General features: G+C 72.3%; 15 protein-coding genes and 1 pseudogene. 11 read left to right on the forward strand and 5 right to left on the reverse strand.

What is annotated here, in order from left to right; all coding sequences use genetic code 11:
- Positions 1-8: 8 nt before the first annotated feature.
- Positions 9-374 carry a PH domain-containing protein gene (locus Sspor_RS22920; protein ID WP_190620409.1) on the forward strand — a complete coding sequence of 122 codons (366 nt, stop codon included), beginning with the start codon at positions 9-11 and terminating at the stop codon, positions 372-374.
- Positions 375-386: 12 nt separating this feature from the next.
- On the opposite strand, the gene Sspor_RS22925 is transcribed toward Sspor_RS22920, so the two are convergent.
- Positions 387-1,298 (reverse strand): SMP-30/gluconolactonase/LRE family protein, encoded by a 912-nt coding sequence (locus Sspor_RS22925; protein WP_202200815.1) that lies wholly within the window; start codon positions 1,296-1,298, stop codon positions 387-389.
- Positions 1,299-1,405: 107 nt separating this feature from the next.
- On the opposite strand from Sspor_RS22925, the gene Sspor_RS22930 reads away from it, so the two are divergent.
- The 9 genes from Sspor_RS22930 to Sspor_RS22970 all read left to right on the forward strand — a co-directional run bounded on the left by Sspor_RS22930 (position 1,406) and on the right by Sspor_RS22970 (position 10,834).
- Positions 1,406-1,840 carry an Lrp/AsnC family transcriptional regulator gene (locus Sspor_RS22930; RefSeq protein WP_202200816.1) on the forward strand — a complete coding sequence of 145 codons (435 nt, stop codon included), beginning with the start codon at positions 1,406-1,408 and terminating at the stop codon, positions 1,838-1,840.
- On the forward strand, positions 1,837-2,730 hold the full coding sequence (locus tag Sspor_RS22935) for a DUF2797 domain-containing protein (RefSeq protein WP_202200817.1): 894 nt from the start codon (positions 1,837-1,839) through the stop codon (positions 2,728-2,730). Before Sspor_RS22930 ends, Sspor_RS22935 begins: the two co-directional genes overlap by 4 nt.
- Before the next feature lie 127 nt (positions 2,731-2,857).
- A complete protein-coding gene (locus Sspor_RS22940) occupies positions 2,858-3,196 on the forward strand; it encodes an antibiotic biosynthesis monooxygenase family protein (RefSeq protein ID WP_202200818.1) in 339 nt (112 codons plus the stop codon).
- Positions 3,180-4,061: an amidohydrolase family protein gene (locus Sspor_RS22945; RefSeq protein ID WP_202200819.1), complete on the forward strand. Its 882-nt coding sequence runs from the start codon at positions 3,180-3,182 to the stop codon at positions 4,059-4,061. Before Sspor_RS22940 ends, Sspor_RS22945 begins: the two co-directional genes overlap by 17 nt.
- A 191-nt stretch (positions 4,062-4,252) precedes the next feature.
- Positions 4,253-5,020, forward strand: coding sequence for a response regulator transcription factor (locus Sspor_RS22950; protein ID WP_272934843.1), 768 nt, complete (start codon positions 4,253-4,255; stop codon positions 5,018-5,020).
- Positions 5,020-6,585, forward strand: coding sequence for a sensor histidine kinase (locus Sspor_RS22955; RefSeq protein ID WP_202200820.1), 1,566 nt, complete (start codon positions 5,020-5,022; stop codon positions 6,583-6,585). The genes Sspor_RS22950 and Sspor_RS22955 overlap by 1 nt, the downstream gene beginning before the upstream one ends.
- 25 nt (positions 6,586-6,610) lie before the next feature.
- Positions 6,611-7,885: a bifunctional glycosyltransferase family 2/GtrA family protein gene (locus Sspor_RS22960; RefSeq protein ID WP_202200821.1), complete on the forward strand. Its 1,275-nt coding sequence runs from the start codon at positions 6,611-6,613 to the stop codon at positions 7,883-7,885.
- Positions 7,882-10,071, forward strand: coding sequence for an ArnT family glycosyltransferase (locus Sspor_RS22965; RefSeq protein ID WP_202200822.1), 2,190 nt, complete (start codon positions 7,882-7,884; stop codon positions 10,069-10,071). Before Sspor_RS22960 ends, Sspor_RS22965 begins: the two co-directional genes overlap by 4 nt.
- Positions 10,072-10,210: 139 nt before the next feature.
- On the forward strand, positions 10,211-10,834 hold the full coding sequence (locus tag Sspor_RS22970) for a TetR/AcrR family transcriptional regulator (RefSeq protein ID WP_202200823.1): 624 nt from the start codon (positions 10,211-10,213) through the stop codon (positions 10,832-10,834).
- A gap of 47 nt (positions 10,835-10,881) precedes the next feature.
- On the opposite strand, the pseudogene Sspor_RS22975 reads toward Sspor_RS22970, so the two are convergent.
- Together Sspor_RS22975 and Sspor_RS22980 are read right to left on the reverse strand one after the other, a co-directional pair.
- Positions 10,882-12,441, reverse strand: a pseudogene (locus tag Sspor_RS22975) (MDR family MFS transporter); the annotation flags it as partial.
- Positions 12,442-12,526: 85 nt separating this feature from the next.
- On the reverse strand, positions 12,527-12,919 hold the full coding sequence (locus Sspor_RS22980) for a MarR family winged helix-turn-helix transcriptional regulator (protein ID WP_237404359.1): 393 nt from the start codon (positions 12,917-12,919) through the stop codon (positions 12,527-12,529).
- A gap of 259 nt (positions 12,920-13,178) precedes the next feature.
- Here Sspor_RS22980 and Sspor_RS22985 point away from each other — a divergent pair, with 259 nt between their 5' ends.
- Entirely contained in the window at positions 13,179-13,418 is a 240-nt protein-coding gene (locus Sspor_RS22985; RefSeq protein WP_202200824.1) for a hypothetical protein, read from the forward strand.
- 16 nt (positions 13,419-13,434) lie between these two features.
- Here Sspor_RS22985 and Sspor_RS22990 read toward each other — a convergent pair whose 3' ends face one another.
- Together Sspor_RS22990 and Sspor_RS22995 are read right to left on the reverse strand one after the other, a co-directional pair.
- Positions 13,435-14,247, reverse strand: coding sequence for a hypothetical protein (locus tag Sspor_RS22990; protein WP_202200825.1), 813 nt, complete (start codon positions 14,245-14,247; stop codon positions 13,435-13,437).
- Between the two features lie 50 nt (positions 14,248-14,297).
- The gene (locus tag Sspor_RS22995) at positions 14,298-15,149 is read right to left on the reverse strand and encodes an RNA polymerase sigma factor SigF (protein WP_202200826.1); all 852 of its coding nucleotides are present in this window, start codon (positions 15,147-15,149) and stop codon (positions 14,298-14,300) included.
- Positions 15,150-15,259 lie beyond the last annotated feature (110 nt).

Genomic DNA, 15,259 nt, shown 5'->3' on the forward strand with positions numbered 1-15,259 from the left:
GGGCACTCATGGGACTGTTCGGGAACGCGCACACCGTCGACCCCGTGTCGGCGCAGCGGGACTACGCGCGGCTGCTGGGGCAGGGGGAGCAGGTGCATGCCGCTTACCTGCTGATCCGGGACACGATCCTGTTCACCGACCGGCGGCTGGTGCTCGTCGACAAGCAGGGGCTCACGGGGAAGAAGGTGGAGTACCACTCCATCCCGTACCGGAGCATCACGCACTTCTCCGTCGAGACCGCCGGGCACTTCGATCTCGACGCCGAACTCAAGATCTGGATATCCGGCAGCCCGGCGCCGATCGAGAAGACCTTCACCAAGGGCGTCGACATCTACGAGGTGCAGGCGATCCTGACCCAGTTCGTCGCCCGGTAGGCGGCCCGGCCCTCAGAGGACTCGGGGCAGGCCGGTCACCGACATCACCAGGGAGTAGAGGGAGGTGGTGGCGGTGATGAAGAGGCGGTTGTTCTTGGCGCCGCCGAAGGCGATGTTCGAGACGGGTTCGGGGACGCGGAGGCGGCCGATCAGGGTGCCGTCCGCGGCGTAGCACCGGACTCCGTTCTCCATCGCCGCCGCCCACAGCCGGCCCTCGTCGTCGAAGCGGATGTTGTCGACCCCGGGGCAGTCGGTGAAGACGCGGCCGTCGGTGAGGGTGCCGTGGCCGGTGACCTTGAAGGTGCGGATGTGGCCGGCCCGGGTGTCGGCGGCGTACAGCTCGCTCTCGTCGGGGGAGAAGACCAGGCCGTTGGGGCCGAGGAAGCCGTCGGCGACCATCCGGACCTCGCCGGTCGAGGGGTCGGCCCGGTAGAGGTTGCAGGAGCCGATCTCGCTGGGCGCGCGGTGCCCCTCGTAGTCGCTGGTGATCCCGAAGTCCGGGTCGGAGAACCAGATGGAGCCGTCCGAGCGGACGACCGCGTCGTTCGGACTGTTGAGCCGCTTGCCGTCGAAGCGGTCGGCGATGACGGTGAGGCTGCCGTTCGGTTCGGTGCGGGTGACGCGCCGGTTGCCCTGCTCACAGGTGATCAGGCGGCCCTCGCGGTCCAGGGTGTTGCCGTTGGAGTGGCCGGCCGGGGAGCGGAAGACGGAGACCGCGCCGGTCGCCTCGTCCCAGCGCAGCATCCGGTCGTTGGGGATGTCGCTCCACACCAGTTGCCGCCAGGCGGGCAGGTAGAGCGGGCCCTCGGCCCAGCGGCAGTCGTCGTGGAGCCGCTCCAGCCGGGCGTCGCCGTTGGCGCAGCGGCCGGTCCGGAAGCGTTCGTCCAGAATCTCGTACAAGGTGAGGTCGGCTATGGCAGACATGATTCCCCCTGGAAGAGCTTTGCCGAATTTTGTTCGGTCTGATGGTGAGATTGCAGGATCAGGTACCGTCTTCGCAAGGGTCGACAGGCCCATGAGAGGAAGATTGCGTGGACGACATCGACCGTGCGCTCGTCCTGCGCCTGCAGCAGGACGCCGGCCAGTCGTACGCCGCCCTCGGCACGGCCGTGGGGCTCTCGGCGGGGGCCACCCACGAGCGTGTACGCAAACTCCGCGAGCGCGGGGTGATCCGGCGGACCACCGTGGACGTCGACCCGGCGGCCGTCGGCAGCGGAGTCCTGGCCTACGTGATGGTCGACTCCAACGCCTGGATGGGCGAGGCCGGCGCCGACTTCGCCGCCATCCCCGAGATCCAGGAGGCGCACATCATCGCGGGCAGCGCGTCCGTGCTGGTCAAGGTGCGTACGGCCTCGACCGAGCAGCTGCAGGACGTCCTGCGCCGCCTCTACGCCATCGACGGTGTCAGCGGGACGCACGCCACCGTCGTCCTGGACACCTTCTTCGAGCGGCCGCTCCCGCTGTGACGTGGTGGTGCACCGGGATCCGGTGGCAGGACGGCCGCCCCGCCATCGGGTGGTACGGACAGGGGCGCGGCGGGCGGATGAGCGAGCTCGCGTACGGGCAGCGGATCGCCTTCGCCGCACGCGGGCAGCGGCACTGCCTGGGCGTGTGGCGGGCCGGCAAGCGGACGCCCTGCCCCACCGCGGACACCGTGCCGGGCCGCACCGGGAACGCGCAGTGCCCCGAATGCGCCCGCCTCGACCGGTCGTTCTCCGTGGCGGCCGACACCAACGCCGCCGATCCGCGCACCTACCGGGTCTACCTGGCCTGGTTCGGGCCCGGCATGGTCAAGGTCGGGATCACCGCCGAGGAGCGCGGCTCGGCCCGGCTGCTGGAGCAGGGGGCCGTGACGTGGGCCTGGCTCGGGCGTGGGCCGCTGATGGCGACGCGGCGCACCGAGGAGCTGCTGCGGGCGGCGCTCGGGGTGCCCGACCGGATCCCGTACGCCCGCAAGCGCGCCGTACGGGCCCATCTGCCGGCCGCGTCCGATCGGGCGCGGGAGGTCGCCGAGCTGCACGCACGGGCCGCGGCGCTGGCCGGGTGGCCGGAGTCGCTGGAGCGTGTGGAGTGCGAAGTGGCCGACCACGCCGCGGTGTTCGGGCTGGACGCACTGCCGGGCCTGCCCGGGCCGGGTCGCGTGCTCACCGAGATGCTGTCCGGAGGGTCCGTCGTGGGCCGGCTCGTGGGCGCCGCCGGGCCCGATCTGCACCTCGCGGACGGACTGGTGGTGGACACCCGGCTGCTGGCGGGCTGGGAGCTCACCGCCCCGGGGGACGAGGACGTGACCTCGGTCCCGACGGCACAGCTCCCGGCCGCCTCTGCGGCTTCCGCCGAGCAGGACGGGCTGTTCTGACACCACTGGACCCCGGTGCCGGACCCGGCGCGAAGTGCGGTGGCCAAGGTCAAAACTTGGATCCCTTTGGGCTTTCAGGGGTGATTCAGGTGGACATGTCGGGGGCGCTGCGTCGAAGGTGTTGGGCATGATCATTCAGCCGGTGCAGGCCTTCGAACCTCCTTACGTCATGGCCGTCTTCAGCAACATCCGCGCCGCCGACGACAGCGGATACCCCGAGACCCTCGCGCGGATGCAGGAGCTGGTCCCCGGGAATCCGGGGTACCTCGGGTACGAGTCGGCGCGTACCCCCGGGGGCCTCGGCATCACCGTGGCCTACTTCCGCGACCACGAGTCCCTCACCGCCTGGCGGGAGGACATGGAGCACCAGGCGGCCATGAGGCAGGGCCGCGCCGACTGGTACGAGAGCTACACCCTGCACGTCGGCACCGTCGAGCGGAGCCACGGCTTTGTCCGCAACGGCTGAGGCGGTCCGCGCCTTCCGGGAGCGGCTCGGGCTGCCCGGACTGGTCGACGTCCACACCCACTTCATGCCCGAGCGGGTCCTGGACAAGGTGTGGGACTACTTCGACGCGGTCGGCCCGCTGACCGGCGTCGAGTGGCCCATCACCTACCGGCACGAGGAGGAGCAGCGCGTCGCGCTCCTGCGGGAGTTCGGCGTCCGGGCCTTCACCGCCATGCTCTACCCGCACAAGCCGGCCATGGCCGCCTGGCTCAACGCCTGGTCCGCCGATTTCGCCGCCCGTACCCCCGACTGCCTGCACACCGCGACGTTCTTCCCGGAGGAGGGCGTGAGCGGGTACGTCCGCCAGGCCGTGGAGTCCGGAGCCCGGATCTTCAAATCGCACCTCCAGGTCGGCGGCTACGACCCGAACGACGAGCGGCTCGACCCCGTCTGGGGGCTCCTCGCCGAGGCCGGCCTCCCCATCGTGATCCACTGCGCCTCCGGCCCCGTCCCCGGCAAGCACACCGGACCCGAACCGATAGCCCGGCTGCTGGCCCGCCACCCGAGGCTGCCGCTGGTCGTCGCCCACATGGGCATGCCCGAGTACGCCGACTTCCTCGACCTCGCCGACCGGTACGCCGAGGTCCGCCTGGACACCACCATGGCCTTCACCGACTTCTCCGAGGAGATGTACGGCTTCCCGCCCGGCGACCTCGGACGGCTCGCCGACCTCGGAGACCGGATCCTCCTCGGCACCGACTTCCCGAACATCCCCTACCCCTACGAGCACCAACTCGCCGCCCTCGAACGGCTCGGCCTTGGCGACGACTGGCTGCGCGCGGTCTGCCACGACAACGGCGCCCGGCTGTTCCGTCTCGACGGCTGACCATCGGACCGGACCGGACCGGGGCCGTCCGGACGGCTGCCCGCCCCTTCCTCGGCCCCTCCCTCCGCCCGCCCTCCCTCCCTCCCTCCCTCCGCCCTCCCTTCCGTCTCCTTCTTCCGGGCCTCCCTTTCTCAGGAAATTCACAGGTAGGCACAAGAACGCTCTCAGAGGCAGCGGACAGCGTGTCCGGTATGACTGCGACGACCACCTCCCATGCGTCCACGTCCACCAACCACCCGACGGCCCTGGTACGGCCCGACGGCGGACCCTGCCGGGTACTCGTCGTCGACGACGAGGCCTCGCTCTCCGAGCTTCTGTCCATGGCCCTGCGCTACGAGGGCTGCGAGGTCCGCAGCGCCGGCGACGGGGCGGGCGCGGTGCGGGCGGCCCGGGAGTTCCGGCCCGACGTGGTCGTCCTCGACATCATGCTTCCCGACATGGACGGCCTGGCCGTCCTCGGGCGGCTGCGCCGGGAGATCCCCCAGGTCCCCGTGCTGTTCCTGACCGCCAAGGACTCGCTGGAGGACCGGATCGCGGGCCTCACAGCAGGCGGCGACGACTACGTCACCAAGCCGTTCAGCCTGGAGGAGGTCGTGGCCCGGCTGCGCGGCCTGGTCCGGCGCTCCGGCGCGGCGCAGGCCGCTCGAGGCGGTTCGGTACTGGCCGTCGGCGACCTGCGGCTGGAGGAGGACAGCCACGAGGTGGTGCGGGGCAGCCGCGAGATCCACCTGACCGCCACCGAGTTCGAGCTGTTGCGCTACCTGATGCGCAACCCGCGGCGCGTGCTGAGCAAGGCCCAGATCCTGGACCGCGTGTGGTCCTACGACTTCGGCGGCCAGGCCAACGTGGTCGAGCTCTACATCTCCTACCTGCGCAGGAAGCTGGAGAGCGGTATCGGTATGCCGCCGATGATCCACACCCGGCGCGGCGCCGGTTACCTGATCAAGCCGGCCGAGTAGTGACCCTCCGCACGAAACGGCGGCCGCGCGGCCGCCGGCCCTGGTCGCTGCGCACCCGGCTCGTCGTCTCGGCGGTGGTACTGATCGCGGTGGTGGGCGCGGCCATCGGGACCGTCACCACCTTCGCCCTGCGCTCGTACCTCGTCACCGAGCTCGACGGACAGCTGAAAACCTCCGTGCGGATGGCCGTCCGGGCGCCCGGCGGGAAGCCGGCCCGGGAGAACAGCGCCGGCTTCGTCATGGCTCCCGGCAGCCCGCTGGACGCCGCCGGGATCCGCCTCGATCCCGCCGGTACCGTCGTCGGGACGGCCCGCAACGTGCGCGTCGAGGGCTGGTCGGCCGAACAGCCGCCGCCGCTGACCGAGGCCCAGGGCACGGCCCTCGCCCGGGCCGCCCGGAACGTCGCGGAGGGCAGGCCGCAGCCGGTGGACGCGGAGCTCCCCGGGCTCGGCAGCTACCGGGTGCTGATCGCGCCCGACGGCACCCTCGCCCTCGGCTTTCCCCTGAGCGGTGTCGACTCCACCGTGCGCACCCTGGTCGGCGTGGAGCTCTGCGTCACCCTGGCCGGGCTGATCGCGGCCTCCCTCGCCGGTCAGGCCCTCGTCGGGGTCGCCCTGCGCCCCCTGCGCCGGGTCGCCGCCACCGCCACCCGGGTCTCCGAGCTCCCCCTCCACACGGGCGAACCCGCCCTGCATGAGCGGGTGCCGGACACAGAGGCCGACCCCCGCACCGAGGTGGGCCAGGTCGGCGCGGCCCTCAACCGGATGCTGGGCCATGTCTCCTCCGCCCTCACCGCCCGCCAGCAGAGCGAGATGCAGGTCCGCCAGTTCGTCGCCGACGCCAGCCACGAGCTGCGCACCCCGCTCGCGTCCATCCGCGGGTACGCCGAACTGACGCGCCGGGGACGGGAGGAGCCCGGACCCGACACCCGGCACGCCCTGGGCCGGATCGAGTCCGAGGCCACCCGGATGACCGGCCTGGTCGAGGACCTGCTGCTGCTGGCCCGGCTCGACGCGGGCCGCCCGCTCTCCACCGGCGACGCCGACACCGATCTGGCCCCGCTCGTCGTCGACGCCGTCAGCGACGCCCGGGCCGCCGGTCCCGAGCACCACTGGCGCCTGAGCCTGCCCGAGGAGCCGGCCCCGATCCGGGCCGACCCGGCCAGGATCCAGCAGGTCCTGGTGAACCTGCTCGCCAACGCCCGTACGCACACCCCGCCGGGGACCACCGTCACCGCGCACGTTTCACGTGAAACATCCGCCGTCCGGCTGCGGATCGAGGACGACGGGCCCGGAATCGCGCCCGACCTCCTCCCCCGCGTCTTCGAGCGCTTCGCACGCGGTGACGCCTCCCGCTCCCGTGCGGCGGGCTCCACCGGGCTCGGGCTGGCCATCGTCCAGGCCGTGGTCACGGCGCACGGCGGGCGGGTCGGCGTACGGAGCGAGCCCGGACGGACCTGCTTCGAGGTCCTGCTGCCGCACGCGGGACCGCATCGGCCGGACCTGCCGGACCTTCCGGATCTGCCGGACTCACAGGCAGGGCACAGGCTCAGCACACAGCGGTGACAGGGCGCCCCGCGAGTGTCGGACCATGCGAACCGACACCTCTCCCGGGGCCCTCCCGGCACGGGCGCCCCTCGCGCCCGTGCCCGGCGAGCCCGTCCTCGACGTGGTGATCCCGGTCTTCAACGAGGAGAAGGACCTCGGCCCGTGCGTCCGCAGACTGCACGAGCACCTGACCCGGACCTTCCCCTACCCCTTCCGGATCACGGTCGCCGACAACGCGAGCACCGACCGCACCCCCGAGGTGGCACGGGGGCTCGCCGCCGCACTGGACGGCGTACGCAGCACCCGGCTGGAGGAGAAGGGCCGGGGCAGGGCCCTGCGTACGGTGTGGTCCGGTTCCGACGCCCCCGTCCTCGCCTATATGGACGTGGACCTCTCCACCGACCTCAACGCCCTGCTGCCGCTGGTCGCACCGCTGATCTCCGGTCATTCCGACCTCGCCATCGGCACCCGCCTGGCCCGGTCCTCACGGGTGGTGCGGGGCGCGAAGCGGGAGTTCATCTCGCGCGCCTACAACCTTCTCCTGCGTTCCTCCCTCGCCGCCCGCTTCAGCGACGCGCAGTGCGGATTCAAGGCGATCCGGCGCGAGGTCGCCGAGCGGCTGCTGCCGCTGGTGGAGGACACGGGCTGGTTCTTCGACACCGAACTGCTCGTCCTCGCCGAACGGGCCGGGCTGCGGATCCACGAGGTTCCGGTGGACTGGGTCGACGACCCCGACTCCACCGTCCACATCGTCCGGACCGCCACCGAGGACCTCAGGGGTGTCTGGCGCGTGGGCCGGGCACTGGCGGTCGGCGCGCTCCCGCTGGACCGGCTCGCCCGCCCCTTCGGCGACGATCCGCGCGACCGTGCCGCACTGCCCGGAGTGGAGGGCGGACTGGCCCGCCAGCTGCTCGGCTTCTGCGCCGTCGGAGCGCTGTCCACCGTGTTCTACCTGCTCCTGTACTCCGCCTTCCGTGCCGGGACCGGCCCGCAGTTCGCCAACGGGGCCGCGCTGCTGCTCTCCGCGATCGCCAACACCGCCGCCAACCGCCGGCTCACCTTCGGGGTGCGCGGCCGGGACCGGGCCGTGCGCCACCAGGCCCAGGGCCTCGTGGTGTTCGGCATCGGGCTGGCCCTCACCAGCGGCTCCCTCGCCGCGCTCGGGGCGGCCACCGCCGATCCCGCGCACAGCACGGAACTGGCCGTGCTGATCACCGCCAACCTCGCCGCCACCGTGCTGCGCTTCCTGCTCTTCCGCGCCTGGGTCTTCCCCGAGCGGCGCGACACTCCCGTGAACGTGAAGGACGACATCCGATGACCACGGCAGCACCCTCGCTCTTCCCGGTTCCCGAGGCCCGCGCAGGTACCGGCCGCCTCGCGGTCGACCGTCCCCGCTGGGAACTCCCCTCCCTGGCCGGGCTGCTGATCGCCACCGCCGCCCTGCTCCTGTGGGACCTGGGCTCCTCCGGCTACGCCAACTCCTTCTACTCCGCCGCCGTGCAGGCGGGCAGCGAGAGCTGGAAGGCCTTCTTCTTCGGCTCCTCCGACGCCGGCAACTCCATCACCGTGGACAAGCCCCCGGCGGCCCTGTGGCCGATGATGCTGTCCGTCCGGCTCTTCGGGCTCGGCGCCTGGCAGATCCTCGTACCGCAGGCCCTGATGGGCGTCGCGACCACCGGGGTGCTGTACGCCGCCGTACGCCGCCAGTTCGGTCCCGGGGCCGGGCTGCTGAGCGGCGCCGCCTTCGCGCTGACGCCCGTCGCCGCGCTGATGTTCCGCTTCAACAACCCCGACGCGCTGCTGACCCTGCTGCTGACCGTCACCGTGTACTGCGTACTGCGCGCCCTCGACGGCGCCCGTACGAAGTGGCTGGTCTGGGCCGGGGTGGCGGTCGGTTTTGCCTTCCTCACCAAGACCCTGCAGGCCTTCGTCATCCTGCCGCCGCTGGCCCTGCTGTACGCCGTCTGCGCGCCCACCCGGCTGCGCAAGCGGCTCGGGCAGCTGCTGCTGGCGGGGCTCGCGATGGTGGTGGCCGGCGGCTGGTGGGTCGCCGTCGTCGAACTGTGGCCGGCCTCCTCGCGCCCGTACATCGGCGGCTCGCAGAACAACTCCTTCCTGGAGCTGACCCTCGGCTACAACGGACTCGGCCGGATCAACGGCAACGAGACCGGCAGCGTGGGGGGCGGCGGCCGCGGCGGCGCCGGAGGCGGAGGTGGCGGCGGCTGGGGGGAGACGGGCATCGACCGGCTCTTCTCGGGCAACATCGGCGGACAGATCGCCTGGCTGCTGCCGGCGGCCCTGGTGCTGCTGGTGGCGGGTCTGGTGATCACCTGGCGGGCCCGCCGGACCACCGACACGCTGGAGGGCATGGCCCGGGCGGCCTTCCTGGCGTGGGGCGGCTCGCTGCTGATCACCGCGGTCGTCTTCAGCTACATGCAGGGCATCTTCCACGAGTACTACACCGTGGCACTGGCGCCGTTCGTGGCCGCGCTGATCGGCATGGGTGCCGCCGTGCTGTGGGAGGAGCGGGGCGGCCGGGTCGCCGCGATCACCCTGTCCGGCACGCTCGCCCTGACGGCGGTCTGGTCGTACGTGCTGCTCGGCCGGGCCACCGGCTATCTGCCGTGGCTGCGCTGGGCGGTCCTGGTGGGCGGGCTGCTCGCCGCGGCCGCGCTGCCGTTCGCCGCTCGGGCCGGGCGCCGGGCGCTGCAGGCAACGGCCGCGCTGGGCGTGGCGGCGGCACTGGCCGGGCCGTTCGCGTACTGCCTGACCACCGTGAGCACCGCGCACACCGGCTCCATCGTGACCGCCGGTCCGGCGGTGGCGGGCGGCCGGGGCGGCCCCGGCGGGATGAGGGGCGGCCCCGGGGCTTTCGGCGGCCCTGGCGGCGCAGGCGAGATGTTCCCGGGCGGCCAGGGCCAGGGCCAGGGCGGCCGGGGCGGCGTGCCGAACGGCGGAATGCCGGGCGCCGGGCCGCAGGGCGGGATGCCGCAGGGCGGGATGCCGCCGGGCCAGGGCGGTACGGGCGGCCAGGGCGGACGTGGCGGCGAGCGGTTCGGTGGCGGTGGCGGGGCGGGCGGCCCCGGCGGCCTGCTGAACGGCGCCCGGGTGAGCGCGGAGGCCAAGAAGGCCCTCACCACCGACGCCGACGCCTACACATGGGCGGCGGCCGCCATCGGCTCCCAGAACGCGGCGAGCTATCAGCTGGCCTCCGGCGCACCGGTCATGGCGATCGGCGGCTTCAACGGCAGTGACCCCTCACCGACGCTGGAGCAGTTCCAGAAGTACGTCAGGGACGGGAAGATCCACTGGTTCATCGGCCAGAACACCATGGCCGGTGCGGACGGCGCCGGTGAGGGGAACACCCGCGGCGGCGGTCCGGCCGGCCCGGGCGGTCCGGGCGGTGGCACCGGCACGGACATCGAGACCTGGATCAAGGCCACCTTCAAGCCGACCACGGTCGGCGGGGCCACCTTCTACGACCTGACGACCCCGGCGACCTGATCCGACCTGATCCAACCCGATCCGACCTGATTCAGCCTGATCCGGTCCGATCCGGCCCGATCCGCCCCGCTGGCTCTAGCATCGAGGGGGCGGACCGGGCATTCCGGGCTGATCCACCTGTCGTGAGGAGGGTGCCTGCATGGCGACCGCGGCCGATCCCGGTGAGACCCGCATCAGCGTGTGGCTGGCCGCAAGGCCCGCCGCACCCGCCAGACGCCGCAGCGAAGCACCCTCCGGGCTGGACCGGGAGCGGATCACCGCCGCCACCGTGCGGCTGCTCGACGCCGACGGACTGGCCCGGTTCTCGATGCGACGGCTGGCCGCCGGGCTCGGGGTCACCGCGATGTCCCTGTACTGGTACGTGGAGACCAAGCAGGACCTGCTCGAACTCGCCCTCGACAGCGCGCTCGGCGAGCTGCGGCCGCCGCCGGTGGAGGGCGGCGGGGCGGGCTGGCCGGCCCGGCTGCAGGCGCTGGCCCGCGGCTACCGGCGGGTGCTGGCCGACCATCCCTGGGTGGCCCCGCTCACCGCCGCGTTCCCGAACATCGGCCCGCACGCGCGGGCCTTCGACGCCGCGCTCCAGCGGCTGCTGGATGCCACGGGTCTCGCCGATGGTGCACGTACGGGCGCCCACCTGGCCGTCTCCCAGTTCCTGCACGGCTGTGGGAGTACGGTCCGGCGGGCGCCCGAGGGCGATTTCTGCCTGGCTCTCGACGTCCTCATCGCGGGCATCGAGGCCAAGGCGTCAGCCCGGACGGCCTAGGCGTCGGCCCTGACCGCCTAGGCGTCGGCCCTGACCGCCTAGGCCTTGACGGCGGGCTCGGTGGGGGCCGCCGCCTCGTCCGATGCCGCCGCCGGGGCGTGCGCCGCCGGCTTCGACTTCAGGGCGACCTCCTTGATGAACACCACCAGGACCAGTCCGAGCAGCGCGAACGGGGCGGCGTAGAGGAAGACGTCGCCGACGCCGTGCCCGTACGCGGTCTCGATGACCTCGCGGATCGGCGCGGGCAGCTTGTCGAGGTCGGGGATGCCGCCCCCGCCGGTGCCGCCGTGGCCGAGGGCCGCGGCCTTCGGGCCGAGCGCGGCGAGGCCGTCCTGGACGTAGTGCGTGACCCGGTTGGCCATGACGGCGCCCAGCGCGGAGACGCCCATGGCGCCGCCGAGGGAGCGGAAGAAGGTGACGACCGAGCTGGCCGCGCCCAGGTCCTCGGGAGCCACCTGGTTCTGGGTGGCGAGGACCAGGTTCTGCATCATCATGCCGAGACCGAGGCCGGTCACCGCCATGTAGATCGCGATGTGCCAGTACGGGGTGTCGTGGCGCAGTGTGCCCAGCAGACCCAGACCGGCCGTCAGCAGGACGCCGCCGGAGACGAGCCAGGCCTTCCACCGACCGGTCTTGGTGATCACCTGACCGGAAACCGTGGACGAGACGAAGAGGCCGGCGATCATCGGAATCGTGAGGATTCCGGACATCGTGGGGGACTCACCGCGGGCCAACTGGAAGAACTGGCTGAAAAACACCGTTCCCGAGAACATCGCGATGCCGACGAACAGGGAGGCCGCCGAGGCCAGGGTGATGGTCTTGTTGCGGAACAGCCGCAGCGGGATGATCGGGTCGCTCGCGCGGGACTCGACGAGGACGAAGAGCAGGCCGAGCAGCAGCGCCCCGCCGGTCATCGCCCAGGTCTGCCAGGAGACCCACGCGTAGGAGTCGCCGGCCTGCGTGACCCAGATCAGCAGCAGCGAGACGGCTCCGCTGATCAGGAAGGCGCCCAGCCAGTCGACCTTGACGTCGCGGCGCACGACCGGGAGGTGCAGGGTGCGCTGGAGCACGATCAGCGCGATGACCGCGAACGGCACGCCGACGTAGAAGCACCAGCGCCAGCCCAGCCACTCGGTGTCGGTGATGACACCGCCCAGCAGCGGGCCGCCGACGGTGGCGACGGCGAACACCGCGCCCAGGTAGCCGCTGTACCGGCCGCGCTCGCGCGGGGAGATCATCGCGGCCATCACGATCTGCGCCAGGGCGGAGAGGCCGCCGACGCCGATGCCCTGGACCACGCGGCAGGCGATCAGCGTGCCGGTGTTCTGGGACAGGCCTGCGACCACGGAGCCGAGGACGTAGATCACGAGGGATATCTGGACCAGCAGCTTCTTGCTGAAGAGGTCGGACAGCTTGCCCCACAGCGGGGTGGCGGCCGTCATCGACAGCAGGGCGGCGGTGACCACCCAGGTGTACGAGGACTGGGTGCCGCCGAGGTCGCTGATGATCTGGGGGAGGGCGTTGGAGACGATCGTGGACGACAGGATCGCCACGAACATGCCGAGCATCAGCCCGGACAGCGCCTTCATGATCTGCGGGTGGGTCATGGTCACGGAAGTGGCCGGGGACGTGCCCCCGGACGTGGGCGGATGGTCGGTCGTCGTCTCCGACTGGGCCATGTCTTTCCTTTGTTCAGAAGCTCGATCGGAGTCGGGCCAGCAGGGTGTTCAGTACGTCGATGTCCTGGGGGGACCAGTCGCGGAGGGCTCTCTCCAGCGAGGCCGTGTGGCGGGCGCCGAGCTCGGCGAGGAGCGCCCGCCCGGCCGGGGTGAGCCGCAGGATCCGGCAGCGACCGTCGCCCGGGTCGGTCTCGCGCTCGATCCAGCCGCGGTCGGCGATGTGGGTGACGTGCCGGCTGGTCACCGAGATGTCGACCCCCATGAACTCGGTCAGCCGGCTCAGCCGCATCTCCCCGTGCCGGTCGAGCAGGGTGAGGACGGCGGCGGCGCCGGGCGGGCAGTCCGGGGGCAGGCTGCGGGCGAGCTCGCGCTTGACCGCACCGATTCCGGTGAGCTGGCGGGCCAGCTCCGCGTACGGAGCGGCCTGCGCGGGCGGAGCCGTCCGGACGGCCGGTGCGTTCTGCGGGCGCGGGCTCGATGCGCTCTGCAGGGTCGGTGCGCTCTGCAGGTTCGGAGTGCTCTGCAGGGTTGGAGCGGTCTGCACGGTCACCGGGTTCCCCATCTCGTTGCTTGAGGCAACCATAGAAGCGCATGGTTGCTACAGGCAAATGAATCCGGGGGGTGGGGCGGTAAAGGAATCGGAAAACCGGCTAGGGTCCTGCTCCATGGCTGACAACCGCAACTCACAGGTCCCCGAGGGCAACTATGACCCCGCGGGCAGCACGCAGATGTTCAAGGCCTTCGTCGAGGAGGCCGCACCGGCCCGGCAGGCGGGTCCGGGAGCCCGTCAGCAGCGTCGCGCGGAGCAGCAGCGGTCCGGGTCCTCGAACCCGGCCGCGAAGGTGGGGCTGGTCCTCGCCCTGGTGCTCGTGATCGGCGCGGCGGTCTGGCTGGTCATGCGCTGACGGCCGCACCGGCCGCTCAGCTCCAGGTCGCGGTGACCTTCCGGGTGTCCACGTGCATGCCCAGCGGCACCCGCCAGGACTCCACGCACACCGTGTAGGTCTGCGTCTTCGAGGCCCCGCCCGCCAGTGGCGCCGGCAGGGGCTGGCTCGTCGCGATCGTGGCCCAGTCGATGCCGAGGGCGCCGATGATGTGCGTCGCGAAGCTGACCGTGCCCGAACGGGCGGCGGTGGTCCCGGTGTTCGTGAAGGTCACGGTGACCCGCTCGCACCAGCGGTCGGCCGCGGCCGACCGGAGCGGCGCGGACAGCGTCAGCCGGGCCGGAGTGGACGCGGGCGGGGCCGGCGGAGTCGTGCCCGGCCTGCCGGGCGGGCTCGTCGGTGTGCCCGGGATGCTCGGTGTGCCCGGGGTGCCCGGCGCGGACGGGCCGGTGGGCTTCGTCGGCGTGCCGGGCCTGTCGGGTGTGCCGGGTGACGGTGGGGTGCGGCCCGGGTCCGCGGGGGTGCCGGGCGGGCCTGCGGAGCCGCCGGCGGCGGGGGTCGTGGCTCCGCCCGGGGCGGGGCCGCCCGGGGTCCCGGATCCCGAGGGGGCGGTCGACGTACGGGCGGACGCCGAGGATCCGCCCGCCGCGTCCGGGCCGCCGAGCTGCTGGAACTCCACCTGGCCCCGGGGTGCCACGTTCTCCCCCGCACCCCGTTCGGGGCCCGGGGCCGCGGCGCCCACGGCGAGATAGCCGTCCCGCGCCGGGCCGCCGCAGCCGGTGAGGCCGGCGGCGGCCGTGCAGCACAGGGCGAGCAGGGTGGCGGCGGTGGCTCGCGATCCCTTTCGCATCGCGCCAGTTTTCCTGACGGATCGTCAATTTGGAAGCGCGAGGCGCCGGATCACTCCCCGATGAGGCCTACGCGCAGTTGCGCGAGGGTGCGGGTCAGCAGCCGGGAGACGTGCATCTGGGAGATGCCGACCTCCTCGCCGATCTGCGACTGCGTCATGTTCGCGAAGAAGCGCAGCATGATGATCTGCCGTTCCCGGGGCGGGAGTTTGGCGAGCAGCGGCTTCAGGGACTCGCGGTACTCGACCCCCTCCAGCGCGGTGTCCTCGTAGCCGAGGCGGTCCGCGAGGGAGCCCTCGCCGCCCTCGTCCTCGGGAGAGGGCGAGTCGAGCGAGGAGGCCGTGTAGGCGTTGCCGACGGCGAGGCCGTCGACGACGTCCTCCTCCGAGACCCCGAGCACGGCGGCGAGCTCCGGCACGGTCGGCGAGCGGTCCAGCTTCTGGGCCAGTTCGTCGCTGGCCTTGGTCAGCGCCAGGCGCAGTTCCTGGAGCCGGCGCGGGACGCGGACGGACCAGGAGGTGTCCCGAAAGAATCGTTTGATCTCGCCCACGACGGTCGGCATCGCGAACGTCGGGAATTCGACCCCGCGTTCGCAGTCGAAGCGGTCGATCGCCTTGATCAGGCCGATGGTGCCGACCTGGACGATGTCCTCCATCGGCTCGTTGCGGCTGCGGAATCGGGCGGCCGCGTAGCGCACGAGAGGCAGGTTCAGCTCGATCAGGGTGTCGCGTACGTACGCCCGTTCGGGGCTGTCCGCATCCAGGGCTGCGAGCCGCAGGAAGAGGGAGCGGGAGAGGGTCCGGGTGTCGATGGCTTCCGAGCGGTCGGACGCTGCAGGTGCTGTGGGCGCAGGCGCGCTCTTGACGAGCGTGAGCACCTTGGAGCTGCCCTGGTCTACGGACATGCCACCCCCTTGAGGTCGCGGACGGTCGCGTACTGCGCGCCCGTCGGAGGAACGCAGCCTCCACCTGAATACCGGAGGCGGGGCTGCGGCAAACGCGGTTCACGCAGAAT

Source organism: Streptomyces spororaveus (assembly GCF_016755875.1).
In the GTDB taxonomy this organism is placed as follows: domain Bacteria; phylum Actinomycetota; class Actinomycetes; order Streptomycetales; family Streptomycetaceae; genus Streptomyces; species Streptomyces spororaveus.

What these genes read in the sequence shown, in the direction of transcription:
- Sspor_RS22995 (WP_202200826.1), bottom strand. Translation starts at nt 15,149, where the DNA reads ATGTCCGTAGACCAGGGCAGCTCCAAGGTGCTCACGCTCGTCAAGAGC.
- Sspor_RS22985 (WP_202200824.1), top strand. Translation starts at nt 13,179, where the DNA reads ATGGCTGACAACCGCAACTCACAGGTCCCCGAGGGCAACTATGACCCC.
- Sspor_RS22925 (WP_202200815.1), bottom strand. Translation starts at nt 1,298, where the DNA reads ATGTCTGCCATAGCCGACCTCACCTTGTACGAGATTCTGGACGAACGC.
- Sspor_RS22940 (WP_202200818.1), top strand. Translation starts at nt 2,858, where the DNA reads ATGATCATTCAGCCGGTGCAGGCCTTCGAACCTCCTTACGTCATGGCC.
- Sspor_RS22950 (WP_272934843.1), top strand. Translation starts at nt 4,253, where the DNA reads ATGACTGCGACGACCACCTCCCATGCGTCCACGTCCACCAACCACCCG.
- Sspor_RS22965 (WP_202200822.1), top strand. Translation starts at nt 7,882, where the DNA reads ATGACCACGGCAGCACCCTCGCTCTTCCCGGTTCCCGAGGCCCGCGCA.
- Sspor_RS22960 (WP_202200821.1), top strand. Translation starts at nt 6,611, where the DNA reads ATGCGAACCGACACCTCTCCCGGGGCCCTCCCGGCACGGGCGCCCCTC.
- Sspor_RS22970 (WP_202200823.1), top strand. Translation starts at nt 10,211, where the DNA reads ATGGCGACCGCGGCCGATCCCGGTGAGACCCGCATCAGCGTGTGGCTG.
- Sspor_RS22920 (WP_190620409.1), top strand. Translation starts at nt 9, where the DNA reads ATGGGACTGTTCGGGAACGCGCACACCGTCGACCCCGTGTCGGCGCAG.
- Sspor_RS22990 (WP_202200825.1), bottom strand. Translation starts at nt 14,247, where the DNA reads ATGCGAAAGGGATCGCGAGCCACCGCCGCCACCCTGCTCGCCCTGTGC.